Source organism: Burkholderia sp. MSMB1078WGS, assembly GCF_001528895.1.
Lineage (GTDB): Bacteria > Pseudomonadota > Gammaproteobacteria > Burkholderiales > Burkholderiaceae > Burkholderia.
Genome location: NZ_LPDI01000090.1, coordinates 1 through 18,817, shown reverse-complemented (window position 1 = coordinate 18,817; position 18,817 = coordinate 1). Strand labels below are relative to the sequence as shown.

At 56.5% G+C, this 18,817-nt stretch carries 12 protein-coding genes and 8 pseudogenes; 8 read left to right on the top strand and 12 right to left on the bottom strand.

What is annotated here, in order from left to right; genetic code table 11:
• Positions 1-1,304: ESPR-type extended signal peptide-containing protein (locus WT24_RS34575; RefSeq protein ID WP_373557244.1), on the bottom strand; the 1,304-nt coding region annotated here is incomplete at its 3' end.
• 314 nt (positions 1,305-1,618) lie between these two features.
• Here WT24_RS34575 and WT24_RS22490 point away from each other — a divergent pair.
• A protein-coding gene (locus tag WT24_RS22490; protein ID WP_156441858.1) for an IS3 family transposase occupies positions 1,619-2,748 on the top strand; the annotation gives its coding sequence in 2 pieces (ribosomal slippage) (positions 1,619-1,880 and positions 1,880-2,748; 1,131 coding nt in all).
• A 230-nt stretch (positions 2,749-2,978) separates the two neighbouring features.
• Here the strand turns inward: WT24_RS22490 and WT24_RS33410 are convergent.
• From WT24_RS33410 to WT24_RS22475, 5 genes and pseudogenes are all read right to left on the bottom strand, one after another.
• A complete protein-coding gene (locus tag WT24_RS33410) occupies positions 2,979-3,662 on the bottom strand; it encodes a response regulator transcription factor (RefSeq protein ID WP_082742265.1) in 684 nt (227 codons plus the stop codon).
• A gap of 866 nt (positions 3,663-4,528) precedes the next feature.
• Positions 4,529-4,681 (bottom strand): annotated as a pseudogene (locus WT24_RS33405) (integrase core domain-containing protein); the annotation flags it as partial.
• A gap of 45 nt (positions 4,682-4,726) precedes the next feature.
• A pseudogene (locus WT24_RS34570) lies at positions 4,727-5,710 on the bottom strand (lipase secretion chaperone); the annotation flags it as partial.
• Positions 5,711-5,763: 53 nt separating this feature from the next.
• Positions 5,764-6,762, bottom strand: coding sequence for a triacylglycerol lipase (locus WT24_RS33400; protein ID WP_179949384.1), 999 nt, complete (start codon positions 6,760-6,762; stop codon positions 5,764-5,766).
• 666 nt (positions 6,763-7,428) lie between these two features.
• A complete protein-coding gene (locus WT24_RS22475) occupies positions 7,429-8,049 on the bottom strand; it encodes an NADPH-dependent F420 reductase (RefSeq protein ID WP_060035898.1) in 621 nt (206 codons plus the stop codon).
• 120 nt (positions 8,050-8,169) lie between these two features.
• Between WT24_RS22475 and WT24_RS33395 the strand changes: the two genes are divergently transcribed.
• The 3 genes from WT24_RS33395 to WT24_RS35450 all read left to right on the top strand — a co-directional run bounded on the left by WT24_RS33395 (position 8,170) and on the right by WT24_RS35450 (position 11,237).
• Positions 8,170-9,096: a LysR family transcriptional regulator gene (locus WT24_RS33395; RefSeq protein WP_082742261.1), complete on the top strand. Its 927-nt coding sequence runs from the start codon at positions 8,170-8,172 to the stop codon at positions 9,094-9,096.
• Positions 9,097-9,357: 261 nt separating this feature from the next.
• On the top strand, positions 9,358-9,981 hold the full coding sequence (locus WT24_RS22470) for a TetR/AcrR family transcriptional regulator (RefSeq protein WP_060035897.1): 624 nt from the start codon (positions 9,358-9,360) through the stop codon (positions 9,979-9,981).
• A 932-nt stretch (positions 9,982-10,913) separates the two neighbouring features.
• Entirely contained in the window at positions 10,914-11,237 is a 324-nt protein-coding gene (locus WT24_RS35450; protein ID WP_060035895.1) for a type VI immunity family protein, read from the top strand.
• A gap of 60 nt (positions 11,238-11,297) precedes the next feature.
• Here WT24_RS35450 and WT24_RS33385 read toward each other — a convergent pair.
• A pseudogene (locus WT24_RS33385) lies at positions 11,298-11,399 on the bottom strand (transposase); the annotation flags it as partial.
• A gap of 150 nt (positions 11,400-11,549) precedes the next feature.
• Complete coding sequence (locus WT24_RS22455; RefSeq protein WP_060035894.1) at positions 11,550-13,493, bottom strand: protease pro-enzyme activation domain-containing protein; 1,944 nt, start codon at positions 13,491-13,493, stop codon at positions 11,550-11,552.
• A gap of 473 nt (positions 13,494-13,966) precedes the next feature.
• Between WT24_RS22455 and WT24_RS34565 the strand changes: the two genes are divergently transcribed.
• Entirely contained in the window at positions 13,967-14,125 is a 159-nt protein-coding gene (locus tag WT24_RS34565; protein ID WP_156441857.1) for a hypothetical protein, read from the top strand.
• Between the two features lie 24 nt (positions 14,126-14,149).
• Here WT24_RS34565 and WT24_RS33380 read toward each other — a convergent pair whose 3' ends face one another.
• Positions 14,150-14,389, bottom strand: coding sequence for an NAD(P)-binding domain-containing protein (locus WT24_RS33380; protein WP_082742260.1), 240 nt, complete (start codon positions 14,387-14,389; stop codon positions 14,150-14,152).
• A gap of 311 nt (positions 14,390-14,700) precedes the next feature.
• Between WT24_RS33380 and WT24_RS22450 the strand changes: the two are divergent.
• Positions 14,701-15,131: pseudogene (locus tag WT24_RS22450) on the top strand (transposase); the annotation flags it as partial.
• Positions 15,132-15,731: 600 nt separating this feature from the next.
• Positions 15,732-16,416, top strand: a pseudogene (locus WT24_RS22445) (cation:dicarboxylate symporter family transporter); the annotation flags it as partial.
• A 13-nt stretch (positions 16,417-16,429) separates the two neighbouring features.
• Here the strand turns inward: WT24_RS22445 and WT24_RS34560 are convergent.
• Positions 16,430-16,537: pseudogene (locus WT24_RS34560) on the bottom strand (IS110 family transposase); the annotation flags it as partial.
• A 220-nt stretch (positions 16,538-16,757) separates the two neighbouring features.
• Positions 16,758-16,949: pseudogene (locus WT24_RS22440) on the bottom strand (transposase); the annotation flags it as partial.
• 243 nt (positions 16,950-17,192) lie between these two features.
• On the opposite strand from WT24_RS22440, the gene WT24_RS22435 reads away from it, so the two are divergent.
• The gene (locus WT24_RS22435) at positions 17,193-18,368 is read left to right on the top strand and encodes an IS110 family transposase (RefSeq protein ID WP_060035892.1); all 1,176 of its coding nucleotides are present in this window, start codon (positions 17,193-17,195) and stop codon (positions 18,366-18,368) included.
• A gap of 92 nt (positions 18,369-18,460) precedes the next feature.
• Here WT24_RS22435 and WT24_RS22430 read toward each other — a convergent pair.
• Positions 18,461-18,817: pseudogene (locus WT24_RS22430) on the bottom strand (transposase); the annotation flags it as partial.

Here is an 18,817-nt window from a genome sequence, read left to right as displayed (position 1 = left end):
TTCGGCGACGTCGAGGTCGACAGCGACGCCACATTGCTGTTCGTCGTACTCAACCCCGTCGACAGCGAGCTGGCCGTTGTCGACGTCGAGGTCGACAGCGACGCCACATTGCTGTTCGTCGTACTCAACCCCGTCGACAGCGAGCTGGCCGTTGTCGACGTCGAGGTCGACAGCGACGCCACGTTGCTGTTCGTCGTACTCAACCCCGTCGACAGCGAGCTGGCCGTTGTCGACGTCGAGGTCGACAGCGACGCCACGTTGCTGTTCGTCGTGCTCAACCCCGTCGACAGCGAGCTGGCCGTTGTCGACGTCGAGGTCGACAGCGACGCCACGTTGCTGTTCGTCGTGCTCAACCCCGTCGACAGCGAGCTGGCCGTCGTCGACGTTGAGGTCGACAGCGAAGCGACGCCGGTCGAGGTCGAAGTGGACAACGACGTGACGCTCGACACTGTCGTACTTGCTACCGCATAGAGCTGGCTGCCGTTGATCGCGTCGGTGCTTGTCGACGTGATTCGGCCTGCGGCGACATTGGTGATCTGGCGCTCTGAGCCAGAATTGCCGACGCTCACCACGCTCGTTGGCGTTGCGCCAGCAAAAGCGCCGTAGCTAGTCGTACCGATGGTCGCACTACTAACCGGGTTTGCGGCCGCGGTCACCGAGCCGGAACCAAGTGCCACCGCATTTGCATTGGCTGCTGTTGCGGCGTTCCCGATAACAGTCGCCCCCGCGGCTGAGGCAGTGCTACCTGTGCCGATTGCAGTGGCACTTGTAGCTGAAGCGGTAGCGAATGTCCCAACAGCCAATGCAGCGGTATTTGACGTCGGACCAGTGTTGGTTGCGGACGAGTTATGACCAATTGAAATTGAACCGAAGCCGGTAGCCGTCGCCCCGGATTGGATCGCCAAAGTATCATTTCCGGATGCAACCGCATTATTTGTCGGATTGTCGCCTATCGCTATAGCACCACCGATCGAGGCGGACGCTGAAGCGCCAGGGCAAGCAGCAGAGCCAGCCGTAACGTTAGGATTGCCGGATTGAGGAATACTGTTGCAATTTGGCCCGATCGCCATATCGGCCATACTTGTCGATAGATGCGCGAGCCCCCATACCAAAATAGTTGCACTGACTATCGATTTAAGATTGTGACTAGCTCCAAATTTCGAACCTCTCGATAACACATCTTCTTTCGAGAACGATATTGCAGCAATCGATTTACTTGACTTACCATGGGATTTAGCGATTTCCGACGTGACCGCCCATACGCCGAGGGCCTCACTCCAAATTGTCCTGTAAAATTTATTCATGTCGAAATCATAAACCCATTTAAATTCAAGAAAATTCCACGGTCTTTTACGCAAAAATCGGAGCGAGGCCAATTAGCCATTTAATGTTTTTATAAATATTGCAATCAGCATCACCAACACTCCCGACCCAACTCTAATTGGTTTGCATCAGTTGAATTCTTGAGAATTCTCGCAACAACGAAGAATTTTATTAATTTTTGTTAAGCACGCGAAAATTCATGCGTCAGTGACCCTGACCCTAGCCCACAAAACTGTCCCATTTGGAAGTGGAAAATTCCGGCATGACGTTGTCATCGAGACCAGGAGGTCATGCCGTGAAGAAGAACAAGTTCATCGAAGAACAGATCACGTATGCGTTGAAGCAGGCCGAGCTGGGCACGCCGGTCGCGGAGGTCTGCCGCAAGATGGGAATCAGCGACGCGACGTTTTACAACTGGCGGACGAAGTACGGTGGGCTATCACCCTCGGAGCTGCCTCGGCTGAAGCAACTTGAGGAAGAGAACGCGAAGCTCAGGCGGCTTGTGGCCGATCTGTCGCTGGACAAGGCCATGCTCCAGGACGTGCTGTCAAAACAACTCTGAAGCCTTCCCGGCGCCGTGAGCTTGTCACGGACTTGATGCAACATTTCGGCGCAAGTCAGCGGCAGACCTGCGCGTTGTTGCAGCTATCCCGCACGGTCCACCGATACGAGTCAGTCGCGCGGGATCAAAGCGCGCTGGAGATGCGCATCAAGGAGATCACGGAAGTGCGGGTGCATTACGGTGCACCACGCGTGTACGTGATGCTTCGCCAGGAAGGCTGGAGGGACAACCATAAGAGAGTAGAACGCGTGTATCGCAAACGGGGCCTTTCGTTGCGCCACAAGCGACCCCGGCGAAACAAGTCTGCCCGACGCCGACAGCCGAAGCAGTCAGTGAGCGCAATCAACGAAATCTGGAGTATGGATTTCGTCACTGATGCACTGTTTGATGGTCGACGCTTACGCACGCTCACGATCGTGGACAACTACACGCGGGAATGCTTGGCGATTGAAGTCGATGGCTCGTTGCGTGGTGAACACGTTGTCGCCGCGCTGGCTCGGCTTGCGCATCATCGTCCGCTTCCCCGCTATATCAAGGCAGATAATGGCAGCGAGTTCATTTCGAAGGCGCTCGGCAAATGGGCGTACGAGAATGGCGTGGAGATTGACTTCTCGCGTCCGGGCAAGCCGACCGATAACGCAAAGAATGAACCCTTCAACGGACGCTTCCGGGAGGAATGCCTCAACGCGCATTGGTTCTTGTCGCTGGAGGACGCCAGACGCAAAATCGAGGTCTGGCGCGAGTACTACAACGAGGCGCGCCCTCCCTCTGCGCTGCAGTGGATGACACCGGCGGAATTTGCCCGCCAGTGTACCGATTGGGCCAGTTCGGCCCGCCCCGAAAAGCCGGAATTCTCCAATTAAGACCGAGACGGAAATTGGGCCAGCCTCAGCATCATCTGCTGGCGACAGCTTCAAAACTCATGGTGTTAGAGCTTCTAAAAGCGAGGATTCGCATCATCCGGCACCAGCGGGCGTGGGGGACTCACTCTCTTTAGCTCCCATTCCATTTGAGCGCGCCTTTGAAGATATCAACGATAGGCTTCCACATAACCCGCCGATCTTTATCACTCACCAAGCAAGATAAAAAATAATCATCCTACATCAAGCCTATATCCAATTTTGTACACAGATTTCAATGCCACCCCATTCCTCATATCCAAGCCTAATTTACTTCTAATTCGATAAATAGCAGAATCAAGCGGTCTAAAAAAAGCATCCTCTGGCCGCCCCCATATCATAATCGCAAGATGATTCCTTGGAACAATACACCCATAGTTTGCGAACAGCGCATATGCCAACTCGAACTCCTTTGGATTTAAAGGAACCCTACTTCCATTCAGTGATACCGACTTCTCACAATTGTCAATCCTAAAATTTCCAACTTCTATTACCATCGGCACATTCGTTGAACTACGCAATCGCCTTTCGATTACATTTATCCTCGACAACAACTGCCGCTCTCCAATCGGTTTGGCAACATATTCGTCGGCCCCTGCATCCAGCGCCTCAGAAATAAAATTTTCAAATACTCGATTTGTTAGAAACATAACAGGGATTTTATAACCCATATTCTTTCTAATCCACCTCAGCACATCGATCCCCGATATGTGAGGCAACGTCCAATCTAGAATCACGAGATCGGCCAACGATTTCTCCATATAGCGCACCGCAGCCAACCCATCTACAGCCACAATAATCTCATGACCTTTCTCAGATAAGACTCGAGTCATAAAATCAACGAAAATGGGGTCGTCCTCCGCCACAAGAATTTTCATTTCCGTGATCGCCTTACCAAGGAAAAATCTTTCAAATCTACCAAGCAACTCATTTTCTCAATCATCTTCCAGCGAATTTAAATACCAATGAAAGATAGTTTTACGAATTTGTAATATTCTGCGCGGCATATCGACTTCATATCCTACGCGCAGGAAAATTATTTTTCATGGAAATTTCTCGCAAATCTTTAAATTTTTATAATTTTAAAAATCGCCGCTCCATTTTTACTTAATTTTTCAATCCACCAATTCTGCTCGATTCAGCGGGGATCGAATAAGAATTAATTCGCTCGCCAAACAACCTAAAGTTCTTCGGCTGTGCGCGACAAAGTGCTACCGTGATTCCTGCTCCTCGTCCGGTTGTAGGACGCTCCAAGTGTGGCACCGGATTGCGATCCAGCTCATAATCCGATCGATTAAATCGAACTCAATTTGATTAAGGGTCCGATTAGAAGGAGCGTTCGATGCAGCGACCACAGTGGTCGGAGGAGTTGGCCCTGTGATACCGGACACGCATCGCCCTAAGGTTGCAAAACCCGAGGAGCGTCGGAACTCTCGCGACGAACGGTCTTACTTCAGTGCGCTATGGGAGTGCATCTCGGTGTAGTGCTCGAGCGCGAAGACCGGTGGGGTGCAGCAGGCACTGCATCCGGAATAGGCACGAAGGCAACGTAGTCGTGCTTCGTCGACTCGACGAAGCACTCGGCCATCTCGTTGCGATCGAGGTTGACAAGCGGTGTGGTCAATGGCGTCAGACTCGATGGCCGCCGCAAACTGGCGCGTATGGTCGACTAAATGTCCAGAACCGTTGCTGCTCATCCACTCGATTGTGGACGTTGTCTGCAACTCGTTGCAAACCAATTAAGAGGTTGAATAGCATCGTAGTGACACCGCCACTGTCCAATCGCAACCTTTACTTCTGTGCGCGTTCGAAACCATTCAATGCTCAAGCATTCATCTCGGAACTTGCCGTTAAAGGTCTCTTCCACGCCGTTCTACCAAGGCTTGCCGGTATCGCTACCATCGCGCCCAGCCGCTCGCAAAACATCACTTTGCCGAGAAAAGAACATCGCACGTAACCGTGCCAGCTGGCGCTCCTGATCCGGCGGCGATAGATGCTGCGCCCGGATCTGATCGCGCTGAGACGCATAGCGGTCGTAAGTCGCATCCCACGCCTGATCTGCCTGCTGCTGCGCAACGAAGCGCTCAGCAAATTCCGCACCCTTGATTTTGGTTACTGCGACTCGCAGCTCCTCCGGCGACAAATTCCGTTTCTGCAATTGATCCACCGAGGTCAGCCATTGTGTCTGTTGTTTTTGCTCCTCTTCTGCCCTCCTCTGCTCCGGCGGCAAGTCGCTCGACAAGGCTTCGATCCTTCGCTTCTTTTCGTCAACGTCGAGTGTTGCGTCTTGGACAATCTCGATACGCTTTAGGTAAACCGACAATGCTGCGTCTTCGTCGCCAAAAAACGGCACCGTCCAGTCGCCAAGCCATCGACTACGTAGCTGGGCACGGCGTGTCAGAATCGAGCGGACCGCACTGGTCTCGATATGGTGATTCGCGACACCTTTGTTGGACATCTCGGAGATACTCATGGCTGGTGCGGGTGGGTCCAGTTTCGCCAATGCATCTAGATAGCTGGTATACCGTTGCCAGAGATCTTGGACTTCCACCGCAGCGAGTTTGCCTCCCAGTTGCAACTCGATCTGTTGGCGAACAAGAAGATCGAGTTGGATAGACTTCAATTGACTACGCGCGGTCAAAAAATAATCGAAGAAATCTCGCACGTCGCGCACATGCAAAAGCCGCCCATGTTCGTCAACTGACAAACGAGGTGCAGTCGTACCTTGCAGTGCGTCGGGCCATTTGGGCACGTTCGCTGAGGATGCCCCCTCAAATCCATTTGCCAGGATAAGCGACGGTCGAGCGGACGCATTCGCGCCAACGCCCTCGTGTGCCTTGTCTATGCGGTATGTCGCAACAACGGCGAGCGCGGCAACCACTACGCCAGTCCCGGCTCGTGCAACGCCTCGCCAAAGCGGAGACATCCGTGTAGCAGCACCGCCTTTCGGCGGTGCATCCCTTTTGTCGACCTTGCCCATCAAAGTTGCGCAGCCTTCAAGCGTTCGACATGTATCCGAATCACTGCAACAGGGTCTTCAGCGTTGGAACCACGAATGCCCGCGATCTGATTGACCTCGTCCAGGTGATTCCAGTGGAATGCCGTCCCAATGACTTCCCCGAACTTGCTCCGGCACACGGGCACCATGCCGTCGTTGTCGCCTAGCCCGAACGCCACAGTAGGCAAGCCGGCGAGCGCGAGACCAGCAGTGGTCGAGTCCATCAGCAATGCGGGATCGAGAGGTCCGTTAATACTCGAATCGTACGGTAACCCGAGCGAGTTCTTTCTAAAAGCGCTCCCGCTCCAAGAGTATAAAAGCTGCTTGTTTCCTTCGATTGTTTGGCTTGACGCGCCCGTTGTGCAGCTCGTCGGATCACCAAGTCCTGCCGTCGAATAGACTTGGTTAAATTGGGCGGCCCCCACGCTGTCGAGTGCGTTCAGTGCTCCCATCGGATCCTGATTTGAATTTCCTTGGATCACGAACCCCACCGCCGCCGCAAGCGGCTGGAGAATCGCACGAATCGCTGCGCCGAAAGTTAAGCCGCCTACGCCGATCTTGTCGCTTACACCGACTACGCCGTTGATTACATCCGCCGTCGGAGCGCCCCAATGGGGAGTGCCAATGGTGGTCACCGACGCGACGCGGTCCGGAGCGATTTGAGCGACATAGCGCACCGTGAAGCCACCTTGGCTATGCCCGATTAGATTCACCTTCTGGCCAGGGGCGACCTTGTTGATAAAATCGAGTAGATCCTGCCCACGTTCTGCCTCACTCCCGACTGTGCGCACCGATGCGACATAAACAGTCGCTCCGTGCTTTTCCAAGTCTTCCTTGATACCAAACCAGTATGGGTACACGCCGAGATAATCGTTTGTACCGAACAACCCGTTCACGAGAATCACCGGGTACTTTGTTGCAGCTGACGTTGAAGAGTCCGCTACTGTCTGCTGCGTCGCGCCAGGGAGAGTGGCTGCCACTCCCGAATTTCCTGCTCCAATCAAAATCCCGAGCGCGAATAAACCCGCCGCCGCCAATTTGCACCCCTTTCTTATCGTATTCATTATGGCTCCAATGTAGTTTTTTCCGTTTCTTTTCTCGATTGCGACTGGTTCGATGAGATAGAGGTGCGCTCCTTTATCCTCCTCGTGCCTTCCAACAAGTCACGCCAAAAAGCGTAAGTTACATCTCTGTAACTTACAACAGAGAAACTAGAATATTTCCTCTAGATCATTTGCTCCGTCGGCACAAGTGAGGGGCAACGAGGCACTCCTTGGCCCAGCCAACGTATCGTTGAACTAGCAACAAAAAACGTGACTTGGACCGCAATATGCGGGGCAGTGACAAGCTGTGGCTGATGGCCTCGCCAAGTTCAGCTACTCGCTAAGACTGCGTCTGTCCACTGCCCCGCAAAAGACCGAACTCCTGACGAATGATGCGCGTCCCTGCCTTGGCCCCTCATGCGCCCTTGAAATTCAGTTGCTTGTCGGCGAGGCTGCGGAGCAGCAAGCCGTCTCGCATCCCCTACCGCGGGAGATGGTGACCAATGTGCCGAATCCTAGGAAACCACAGATTTGCTGACCTGCCTTGATCCGTCAGACTGGGTCGTGTCGCCTAAGAGCTGTCCTGAATTCGGACAGCGGAAGTTACTGATCCAACTGGGTGAGGTTAATCACCGCGAGCGGCCCACCCGGAAACTGGATGAGCCGACCTTCGTCCACACCACCAAGATCGACCGGCGCGAAACCGAGGCGAACGATCAGGTCGATGACGGATTTCTTTGCATCAGCATCTTGTCCGGCCAGGAACAGCACTCGTCGACCACCGTCGACCTTGGGGCCAGAGGCCAGCGGCCCGGCACTCAAATGATTGAACGCCTTCACAACCCTTGCTCCCGGCGCCCACTGCGCGACCAGCTCGCTGGAAGCGCGACCGCCAAAATCGATAGCATGGAACGACGGTACGTTGTCGGCACCGATTCGTACTTCTACCGCGTTGTTTGCGTCGACTAGAACGCGGGCGTTCCACGGACCGAGATCCTTCAAGACAGTGGCCACCTGATCCCACGGTACCGCGAGAAACACGATGTCAGCGCGTGCGGCCTCTTTGACGCTCACCGCCCTAATATAGGGGCCAAGTTCATCGGTCAGTGCCTGTAGCGATTCCGGTCCACGACTGTTGGCGATGGAAGCCGAGATGCCACTACGTGCGAGATTACTCGCGATGGCCGTGCCGATGGCGCCGGCGCCAATGATTGCAATGCTCATACAAAATTCCTCTGGTTGAGTTGAAGATCTGCTATGTAGATGCACTTTATGCTTGCCGAGCTTTTATCGGTAGTTGCATTGAACTAGAATCAGTTTCAACGAATCTTTGAAGCCACGCCTATGGAAACTCTCGCCAACTTGGAATGCTTTGTCCGCAGCGCCGAGTCGGGTAGCTTTTCAGCTGCTGCCCGCAGGTTGGCGCTCACCCCTGCAGCGGTCAGCCGCAATGTTGCTCACCTTGAGCGCAACCTGGGCGTCCAGTTGTTCCAACGGAGCACGCGCGGCCTGACACTCACCGAAGCTGGTGATCGTTTTCTGCTGTCAGTGCGCAGTGGCCTCGACAGTATCCAGGGTGCAATCGCGGATCTCATGGTTAATGCGACACAACCTTCGGGAGTTCTCAAGTTGAGCGTTCCCGCCGGTTTTGGGATGGACTATCTGTTACCGATGATGCCCTCTTTCTTGGAGCGCTATCCTGCGGTGAGGCCAGATTGGTTTTTCGACAATCGTCCGGTTGATTTAATCGGCGAGGGATTTGACGTGGCAATAGGGGGGGGCTTCGAACTACCTGCTGGTATGGTAGCTCGCGAGCTGGGCCGGATTCATCTAATTGCGGTGGCATCTCCAGCGTTCATAGAAGGCAAACTGCATCCGAAAGACCCCGCTGATCTTGCAAGACTGGACAGCGTCGCGATGCGCTCGCCCCTAAACAGCCGTCAACGTGCATGGGTCATGCGCAACGTTGCCGGCGTCGAAATGTCTGCAATACAAAAACCTGTCATGCTGGTTAATGATCCTGACGCGGTCTGTCGGTCGACACTACTCGGTATCGGCGTCGGTCTAGTCTCGCTACCACATGCAACGCCTCACCTCGCCAACGGTGCACTGGTACGCTTATTGCCAGACTGGCATGTGGATGCAGGACCATTGCTACTATATTTCTCGAACCAAAAGTTGTTACCGACCAAAACACGCGCATTCGTAGACTTCGTCACGGAGGCGTTTCGCGAACAGAAGTTGCCTAGCATTGCATCCAACCATGGGTAGTGCGAGCCATAACTTGAAGCTGGCGTCGTTCCTTACATGTGAGGCACAGGCGGAACGTTGTCTTGCGCTCATATGGAAAATTAGCCAAACTTTGAACTCGCGATTATTTTTTTACTTTATATTCACCCGAATAAAATCGCAATTCTCAAAGGTATCCGTTCAAAATAATTTATCGCTTTCCGACACTTTAAATGTCAAAACTTTGCATCGCAATCTTGCCCATATTAATCATTGCACTCCTAATTCAATTTGCGACCAGTTATGAAACAAACCAGTAAGGCGCGCGTGATCAGTCCGCAACGCATCCGAATGTCAAGCGCTACACGCAAAGAGCAGTTGCTCGACATTGCCGAGCGTCAATTCATTAATCAAGGCTACCAAGGCACTTCGATGGAGGATATCGCGAGCGCCGCCGGCGTATCGAGACCAATCGTCTACGGCCATTTTGGCTCAAAGGATGGCGTCTATCTGGCATGCCTGCAACGAGCACGCGCGCGGCTTGACGAGCGGATACTGGGCGCTGTTTCGATTGTCGATGATCCGATAGAGAGATTGCGTCGCGGGACGCGCGCTTACTTCGAATTCGTACAATCAAACGACCAATCGTGGGATTTGCTGTTCGGTGGTGGCGCGGCGATTGCTGGTGCTGCCGCGGAACGAGCACTTGATTTACGACTTGCAACAGTTCGGCAGATCGAGAGGCTAATCCGACAAAGCCTGCCCCGCGCCGACGCGCTAACTGTCCAAGTCTATGCTCAAGCCGTATCCGGCGCGGGCGAGCAGATGGCGAAGTGGTGGCGGCATCACCCCGAGTTGACCGCAGACCAACTAGCCGAACAGCTGACGTCATTCGCCTTGTATGGCATGGCGCCTTTCCTCAATTGACGGCCACATGTGACGCCGACATTTCGACTGCTCGCTCACCCCGTCACAAACGCGATGTTCGCTACGGTGACCACGCGATTCGTTACGTTGATCGGCAAGCTGCTGGCAGCCGCGGCACGCAGCGCGAAGTGGACACCGGAACGCCGGCAGCTACGGCATACCCGATACGGCGCCCGCATACTCGGGAACGGATGCTGGTCAAGCATCTGTCCACGGTGGTGCCATCGAGCCGCCCGGCAAAACATTGCACTACATTAGCGGAAAATGACCGGCCTCGAACAACCAGTGTGGCAGCACGATCAGACTGTTTGTCGTCGGCCGCAAGGACTGGACTGTTCTCCGAAACTGTCGCCGACGCGCAGGCAGCGTCAGCGCGGTGTTCTGTACTTCAGGGCGGATATACCGCCCCGATGCGGGCGGCGCTTGTCCGCTGCGACGAGCACTATCTTGCAGCGTTCGAGGAATACGAGTCCGCGTCCGCGAAAGCAGATAAAAGCGAGCCCCAGAAGGCCTGCCCCATGCATTGGTTTTACGAGGAAGGCGCGGACCCTGTTGCCTTCGACAAAATGCCCGGCTTACCTAGTCTACCCAAGGATCTTCCAAGCGACTCGATTCTCGTATCGAATACAACGAGCACTGCCCATAAGTTCGCGGCGGGATTCTACGAATTCTCCGCCTTCTGCCTCGAGGACTCGTAGCAGCGATGGGCACGCGAGGCCTCGACGTCATGGTGTTCACGTTGCCGCGCCGTTTGCCCTACTCTGCGCTGGCACGTTCGAGAAGCTCTCCGCGGTGTTCGCCGTAGCCGTGCCTACCTTCCATGGGCACGCAGGCTATGAGGTAAATGTCCCACCGATGGGTCGACGACCAAACGAAACAAGCGAATATTTCCGGGGCGGTTGTACGGCCCGGGAATCGATGTCGATGATCCGATGCGTACTGGCTTGCGTGACTTGGTGGAGAAGATCAGAACCATCGACTGGCTCGTGGCACTGAACGGCGATCTAGTTCAGCGGGCAGGAGGCACTGGTCATCTGATGCTGCGGCCGGACTGGTACCGGAAATCGCCGCTAGGCGATGGCGGCCCGATCATTCAGGCCGGCGTTGAGCCTGTTGCCGGTGTTCCGATTGGGAAAGGGGTTCCATCCGCGCTGCCCGTCACATACGTACTGCTCAACTACGTACTGCGTGCGATTGTCGCCAACAATCTCAACAGCCTGCAGAGCGGTACGGCCAGCAGCACGCGCCGCTGCTAAAAACGAGTGTTGTCAGCAAAGCATGGCTGCGACGCTACACTGAGCGATACCACACCAAGTCATCGATCGACAGACGCACCACCGGAACAGAAGGTTGTACGAGATCTGCTCGACCAGCTGCCGCTCGCTGCGAATGCTATACAACACCTGAAGCAGCATTGCCCAACCCGTAGTGTTCATATAAGCCGACACCGGGGATGTTCGCCTTAAATGAATCTCAGGGTGACGGAGACTTGCGTAGCTCCTGCCGTGCCAATTTTGCTACGTACCGCTTAAAGTAACGATGCGGCGCGTTGTCCGCACCGCATAACCTTACTTCACGGAACTCGCGCTGATCTTTGCGAAATCGAGGCTGCCGAAACCAGTATCGTCGTCCCAACCGGCCTTCGCGTTATAGCCGTGACCGCCGTAGCCGTTGTTGCCCGACGTCACGTCGTGAAGCAGCGACGGATTGCTCGGGAGGCCCTGATAGAACGCCGAAGTCGGCAGGCCGAGGCTGTTGTTGTTGGCCGATTCGACGCGCGCCCAGCCGCCAACGAAGATCGGCGACGCGAGGCTCGTGCCGCCGACGAGCTGGTTCGTCCGCCCGTTGATAACGATGTATGCGCCCGTCGATTGCGCGGCATCGAACGCCACGTCGGGAAGCACGCGCTTCGTCACCGTGCGGCCGAGCGCCGCGGTCTGCCAGCTCGGTGCGGGCTCAAACCCGCTCACGCCGCCGCCCGTCGCCCAGATCCGTACCGCGTTGTCGGCCGGATAGCCGTTGCTGTCGAAGTCCGCGTACGCGACACCTTCGTTCCACACGGTCTCGCCGGCCCACGTCGTGGTGCCGGTCGTCGAGAGCGTCGTGCCGCCGACCGCGACGACATACGGTGAACTCGCGGGAGACGAGACGCTGTACTTGGACAGGTTGATCGTGGGCGTGACCGACGTGCCGTTGTACGTGCCGATATAGCCGGGCACGCTGTACGGCACTGGCGACGTCGACCACTGATAGACGCCCGCGTCGCCAGACGCGACCGAGAAGACCTGGCCCTGCGCGACGGCTTGCTTAAACACCGCGTCGGCGGCGGCGAGCGAGCCGTCCGAATTAGCGGCCGTTTCGTCCATGCCCAGCGACACGTTGATGACCGTCGCCTTGTTGTCGGTCACCGCCTTGTTGTACGCATCGGTCAGCGTCGCGTCGGTAAGGCCGCTGTCTTTGCTATCGCCGTTGACGGCCGAGTAGAAGATCAGTTGCTTGACGCCACCCGAGGTGCCGACGATATCCTGGCTGTCGAGATCCCATTCGCTCGGATCGCCGTCGTTGGCTAACGTACCGGAGCCGCCCGCGACTACCGCCGTGTTGACGGTCGCCAGGCCCGCGTTCCGCGTGAACGTATTCAGGTCGGCGATGGTCTGGGTCATGTCACCCCACGTGATAATGCCCACGGTGGTATTGGTCGCGGCGGGCAGGCCGCTCGCATCATAGATCGCCGCGAAATCGGTCGGCTGATGGCCGACTTGCTGCGAGCCGGTGACCGCATTCTTCGAGACCGCGCTGGGCTCGACAACGGCAGCCGGTTCGAAGCGATGAAGCAATCGGTGCGGCACGGCGGCATTTTGCAGGCCGAGCACCGAATCGACGATCGAGCCGAGCGACGCCGGGACCAGTGCGGCCGAATCGTTCGCGTAGGCCGGCTTGCCGCGATAATTGAAGCGTTTGATGCTCGCCTGGAAGCCGCGCTGAACGTTGCTGGCATTGCCGTCCGCGGAGATCAGCGTGTTATTCTCCGAGACCGCAATGTTGCCGAAGCCGCTCGCTTTCAGGTGGGCGACCACGGCCGCTACCTGCGCATCGGTCGGCGCGAAGCGCGCCTTGAACTGGGCCGGCGTGAGGTACCTGCGATAGCTCGCGCTACCCGGCTGATTGACGTCGCGCAGGAAGGCGTCCAACTGGTCTGTGTTGCGGTTCTTCAGGACCACGGTGACGTGCAGCGGCTGGCTCAATTCGAGCGGCGTCACGTGCGTATCGGTGAGCGCCGGCGTGCCGATGCTGCTCAGCGAGTAGTTGGGTGCGGCGGCGGACGCGGCCAGTGCCTGCGAAGCGGCCGTCGCCTGTGCATTCGACAGGAGGAACGCGCTGGTGCGAGTCTGGACCCACTCGGCTGCCGCCTGGGCGGATAGCGGGACCATCGTGGCTGCTACTCCAACAGCAATTGCCGTCAACGCAAAAGGTTGCAGGAAAGTGCGATTGACATGTTGAGTTCTCTGCATTGTGAGCTCCGAGATTTCGACGAAGAACGGGTGCAGCGCGCGGCCCGGATCGCGGGTAGCGAAGGGCGGCCGATGCTACCTGACGCAGGTCAGAACGATCAGCAGGATTCAAGGCGACATAAGTATTCCTCCCCAATGCACCATCATGATTGGAAACCGGTCACGTATCGCGCTTGCGTATCGTGTGCACCGATCCGGCGCACGGCCTCTTGTATGTCGAACCGTGCCGCGGTCCAGCGTACGGCGGTCCGGCAATTACTTTGGCTACGGTCCGCCGTACGCAGATACATCGACTTCGATTCGTTATACATTTATTAGTAATCCGATTCATTATATGCGACCAAGAATCTATTGCCGCGCCATCAAGCAGGTTGCGATGCCGACGCCGTTTCCTTCTCAGAGTCGTCGGTGCATCATGACAGAGCGGTCCAGTCTGAAGCTGAGCCGGACGACGATGAATCGAGCGCCTTTGCTTGGCGAAAGCAATCGCAGTATTGCGAATCGGATATCGCCCTCGTGATGACGTAATTCAAATGGAAGTTATTTGTCGGGAAATTGATTTATTAGTGCCGGTCAAGATCCCACCGGTATTTCTTGCAGGGAAAGATAGCAAGGAAGAAAACCCGCAGTAAGCTTTTTTGATCTTATCTAAAAATTTATATTGATATCCAGTATGCCATAATTTTCCACTTCCAAATGGGCCTGTTTTGTAGGCTATGGTCACCTCGGGGCGCTTTTACGCTGACCGCCCTAATATAGGGGTCTAGTTCGTCGACCAGCTCCTTTAGCGACTCCGGTCGACGGGTGTTAGCGATGGAGGTCGTGATACCGTTACGGGCCAAGTTGCGGGCGATGGCCGCGCCAATAGCACCAGTGCCAAGGTTTGCAATATTCATGCAAAGCTCCCTAAATTGAACACTGATTTGCGGACTTTATGTCCATCAATATTTTATCGGTAGTTGCATTTAACTTGAATCAGTTTCAATAGATTTTTGAAGCCACGCTTTACCCTGAACCGCCCCGAGTTTTGTGGCGGCTCCAACTATTGAGAGAAATGGTATGGACGCCTCTCTCCCGCATCGTGAGGCGTAGGCCATCGACATAAGCGAACGCATAGCGCAAGATCACATGGATCTTCACGACGAAGCGGAGGCTAGCGATGAATCTGACACCAGTTGGAATCGACATTGCATAGACTGTTTTCCACGTGCATTACGTAGACCAGACACTGGCGAGGTTGTGAACAAGCCAATCGGACGCGCTGCGTTTCTCGAACATTTCGCGAACTGGTCCCCTTACCTTATCGGAACGGAAGCGTGCGGCGGAGCGCATCACTGGGCACGAAGGCTGGTGCAGATGGGGCATCAGGTCAAGCTGATACCAGGGGAATTCGTGAAGGCGTTCAACATCCGCAACAAGAACGATGCGGCGGATTCACGAGCGATCTGGCTTGCTGTGCAGCAGCCCGGCAAGGCAGTCACGGTCAAGACCGAAATGTAGCGAGCAATGCTGACGCTACATCGGGCACGGGAGCAACTGGTGAAGTTCCGGACAATGCAGATCAACGCCCTGCGCGGATTGTTAGCCGAGTATGACGTAGTGTCGGCAAAAGGACGGGCTTCACTCGACAAGGCGATACTTGTAGGAGTTCACAACCAATTCTAGCCGAGCCAAAAGGAGTGCTAGCAATGTTCACTAATACCACTAGCGCAGTGTTTTGCTCAGCGTAAGCCGTGCGCATCGATAACGTGATATCGCCCGCAGCGCGGCGTCGAAATTCGGAGCGCTGGCGAAAATCGATTGCGGAACAGTCTTGAGCAGGCTGTGGTGCACCCGGCAGTAGTCGGTTGACGGATCGAGCCACTTCCTCTTCCACCGTGATGCAGTGACATCGGCGTCGTTCAGAACAAGACATCGGAAGCAATACACCAAGTACTCCTGGTCGAAGACCCACTCATGCGGCGTCTGGATCATGCTTAGAATGCCGTCGTTGAGCCGCGCTGCGCGAGATTGACGCCTCGGGGTTGGGGATGGACTAGGGGAAAGAGGATCCAGCCGGCCTTGGTCAGGCTAGGCATCGCTACGCCTGTGCCCGATTCCCAGATCAAGTCTACGCTCGTCAGATACCGCACCACGATACGACCCAAGCGCTCACCGATACGCTATCACGTCGCGTCGGTCGGGCAAGCTGAAGAGGCGCCACGACATACTTGCTGTCCAAATGTGTTCCCAGGGTGCTTACGCTTCGTTGCGGTCGTGATGCTGTTCATCGTCGTCGTGATGGGCATCGTAGCGAAGCTGGCCGGCTTCAGCATGTGGCGCTTCATGCGCTACATCAAGGACGAGATCCTGATCGTGATCGGCACCCCGTCGTCGGAAAGCGCGTTGCCGCGCCTTCTGATCAAGCTCGAGCGACACGGGTGCGCGAAGCAAACAGTCGGTCTCGTGCTGCCGACCGGCCACGCGTTCAATCTCGACGGGACGTCGATCTTCATGGCGATGGGCGTGATGTTCATCGCGCACGCGTACAATGTGCCGCTCACGTTCGAGCATCAGATCGGGATCCTGCTGCTGATGCTATTGACATCGAAAGGTGCCGCGCCGGTAACGGGCGGATCGTTCGTCGTGTTCGCAGCGACGGTAACATCAACGGGGCAGCTGCCGATAGAAGGACTCGGACTTATCTTTGTGCGTCTACCGCTTCATGTAGATGACGATCGCCACGTGCAATACGATCGGCAACAGCGTGGCCACGGTAGTCGTTGCGAAATGTTCTGGTACGTTCGACGAGTCGGTCGCCCGACGCCATCTTTACTCCGACCGTTATCTCGAAACGGCGCGTGCTGATGCGAAGCTTGACGACTGCAACCTGCTTCCCGAAGATACTGACGCACGTAAACGTCACCGCCGAAGGCAGGATTAATGCAACAACGTCGCTTCGCGCGTTTGATCGGCTTGTTTACGACCTCTCCGGTTTCTTCATCGACGTAGTGCACTTGAAAGACGTTCTTTGCAATGTCGATCCCAACTGGCGTAAGCTTCATGGCGGCCCCGCTGGTTTGCCTAGGTAGATCGACATGATCTTCCTTCTTGGGCACCTTGATGCCGTCGGCCCGTGAGGGTCCGTCCTCGCTATCTTTCCCTTTCCTCATTCTTGCCACCTCCGCAATTCACGGGGTGGGAGGCGTCCATTCCATTGGAACCTGTCCGCCATTTTCGTGGGCAAGGCGGTTGAACAACGTGTTACCCACGCGCCTGCATAAATCACTCGCCGAACAGAATAGCAAACTGGTTCATCGCTAATTTCCAGTCGAACGCGGACCGCACGGTCTTGGCCAGTACGTTGCGCAGCGCCAACCAGAGCAGCTTGATGGCCGCCTCGTCGTTCGGGAAGTGACCGCGGGTCTTGATGATCTTGCGCAACTGCATGTTCAAACTTTCTATGGCGTTCGTAACCGGCATGATATAGCCGGTGCCTTGCGGTCCCGCGCCGAGTGGTTTGAGCGTATGGTGTGACCATCCGGGACAGGGGCACTGGGGAGCACTTCGGGTGGGCAGGCCGTTGTTACACGGTGAGCCGCGAGCTCGTGTTTGTAGTTGGCCGCCCCTGCGACCCGCCCGGTTGCGCTGTGAGCGCGAATCCGTAGTTGTCGTGCTGTCCCACCGGCTCCCAACAGTGATCTGATACGGGAGACGGTTATGCGAATCGTGGGGTTTGATGTTTCGCGCTCCGTGGCCGAGATCGCGTACCTAGAGGATGGCACGCTGCATGCAGGCGGTCGTACCGGGTTGCGACGCGACGAACTGGAACGCTTTGCCGAGAAGCTGCGTGCTACCGATCACGTGGTGCTCGAGGCAACCGGCAACACTGCTGCCATCGTCAACGTGATCCGCCGGCACGTCGCGCGTGTAGCGATTGCGAATCCGCTGCAAGTCCGGCTGATCGCCGAAGCCCGCGTTAAGACAGACAAGATCGACGCGGCCGTGCTGGCGCAACTGTATGCAAGCGGCTTTCTGCCGGAAGTATGGATGCCGGACGAGCGCACGCTAGCGTTGCGTCGGCAGATCTCGCGCCGTTCACAGCTGGTACGACAACGCACACGGCTGAAGAACGAGATTCACGCGGTCCTGGCCGCGCATCTGATCGAGCGGTGTCCGGCCACTGACCTATTTGGCAAGAAGGGACGTGCGTGGCTCGGCGTTCAACCGTTGCCACTGGATGAACGACTGGGTGTCGAGCAGCGATTGCGCGAACTGGACCGTCTCGGCGAGGATCTGCGTGAGGTGGAGCAAGAACTTGCGCAAGCGACCATCGACGACGCTCGACTGCGCGTGATGTTGACGATCACCGGCGTCAACATCACTGTGGCGATCGGGCTGCTATCGGCCATCGGCGACATCGAGCGGTTTCCGAATCCGGAGAAGCTGGTGAGCTACTTCGGGCTCAATCCGTCGGTCTATCAATCCGGTCCAACACCGGCCAGGCATGGCCACATCACCAAGCGCGGCCGGTCTTACGCACGGGCGATACTGGTCGAGGCTGCCTGGGGCGCCACGCAAGCGCCTGGACCGCTGCGTGCGTTCTTCCTGCGCGTGCGCGATCGCCGCGGCCAACAATTTGCCGTCGTCGCGACCGCACGCAAGCTCGCAGTGATCGGCTGGTATGTGCTGACACGTGGCGAACCGTTCGCGTGGGATCGTCCCGCGTTGACCGCGCACAAGCTGCGCGCGCTGGAACTGCAGGCTGGAATGCCGGCACAGCATGGCTCGCACAAAGGTTCGGCTGCCGCCTACAGTCTGAAGAGCGTCCGCCAGCAGGAGCGGGTCGTGGCTGAGCAGTCCGAGCGAGCCTATCAAAGATTGTTTAACCGCTGAAAGCAGTCGCGACCCAAATCAGACAGCACGCCGATACGGTGGCCGGAAGCGCGGGCATAGCGAACGCGCGAAGTACGGCGTGGGGGCTTGTGTATTTCATCCGTCGTGTAAATGATCTTGCGCACACCCGGAGGGAACGCAAAGAACGGGATCACGCGATCCCAGGCGTTGCGCCGCGCGCTACTGACAGTCGGGAATTTCTGACCCCACGGCCCATCCGCAAACACATCGAGTTCGGCCTGAGCGGCTTCCGCGCTGGGAGCGGCGTAGATCGGCTTGATCGCCGCGGCCAAGCCTCGGCGGTCCTTCCAACTGGCGTAATCGAGGCTGTTGCGGATGAGGTGGACGATGCAGGTCTGCAGCGTGGTGGCCGGGAACACGGCGGCCAGCGCTTCGGGCATGCCCTTGAGCCCGTCAGTGACGGCAATCAGGATGTCGTGAACGCCGCG

What these genes read in the sequence shown, in the direction of transcription:
- WT24_RS35450 (WP_060035895.1), top strand. Translation starts at nt 10,914, where the DNA reads ATGCGTACTGGCTTGCGTGACTTGGTGGAGAAGATCAGAACCATCGAC.
- WT24_RS33410 (WP_082742265.1), bottom strand. Translation starts at nt 3,662, where the DNA reads ATGAAAATTCTTGTGGCGGAGGACGACCCCATTTTCGTTGATTTTATG.
- WT24_RS22455 (WP_060035894.1), bottom strand. Translation starts at nt 13,493, where the DNA reads ATGCAGAGAACTCAACATGTCAATCGCACTTTCCTGCAACCTTTTGCG.
- WT24_RS33395 (WP_082742261.1), top strand. Translation starts at nt 8,170, where the DNA reads ATGGAAACTCTCGCCAACTTGGAATGCTTTGTCCGCAGCGCCGAGTCG.
- WT24_RS22475 (WP_060035898.1), bottom strand. Translation starts at nt 8,049, where the DNA reads ATGAGCATTGCAATCATTGGCGCCGGCGCCATCGGCACGGCCATCGCG.
- WT24_RS33380 (WP_082742260.1), bottom strand. Translation starts at nt 14,389, where the DNA reads ATGAATATTGCAAACCTTGGCACTGGTGCTATTGGCGCGGCCATCGCC.
- WT24_RS22435 (WP_060035892.1), top strand. Translation starts at nt 17,193, where the DNA reads ATGCGAATCGTGGGGTTTGATGTTTCGCGCTCCGTGGCCGAGATCGCG.
- WT24_RS22470 (WP_060035897.1), top strand. Translation starts at nt 9,358, where the DNA reads ATGAAACAAACCAGTAAGGCGCGCGTGATCAGTCCGCAACGCATCCGA.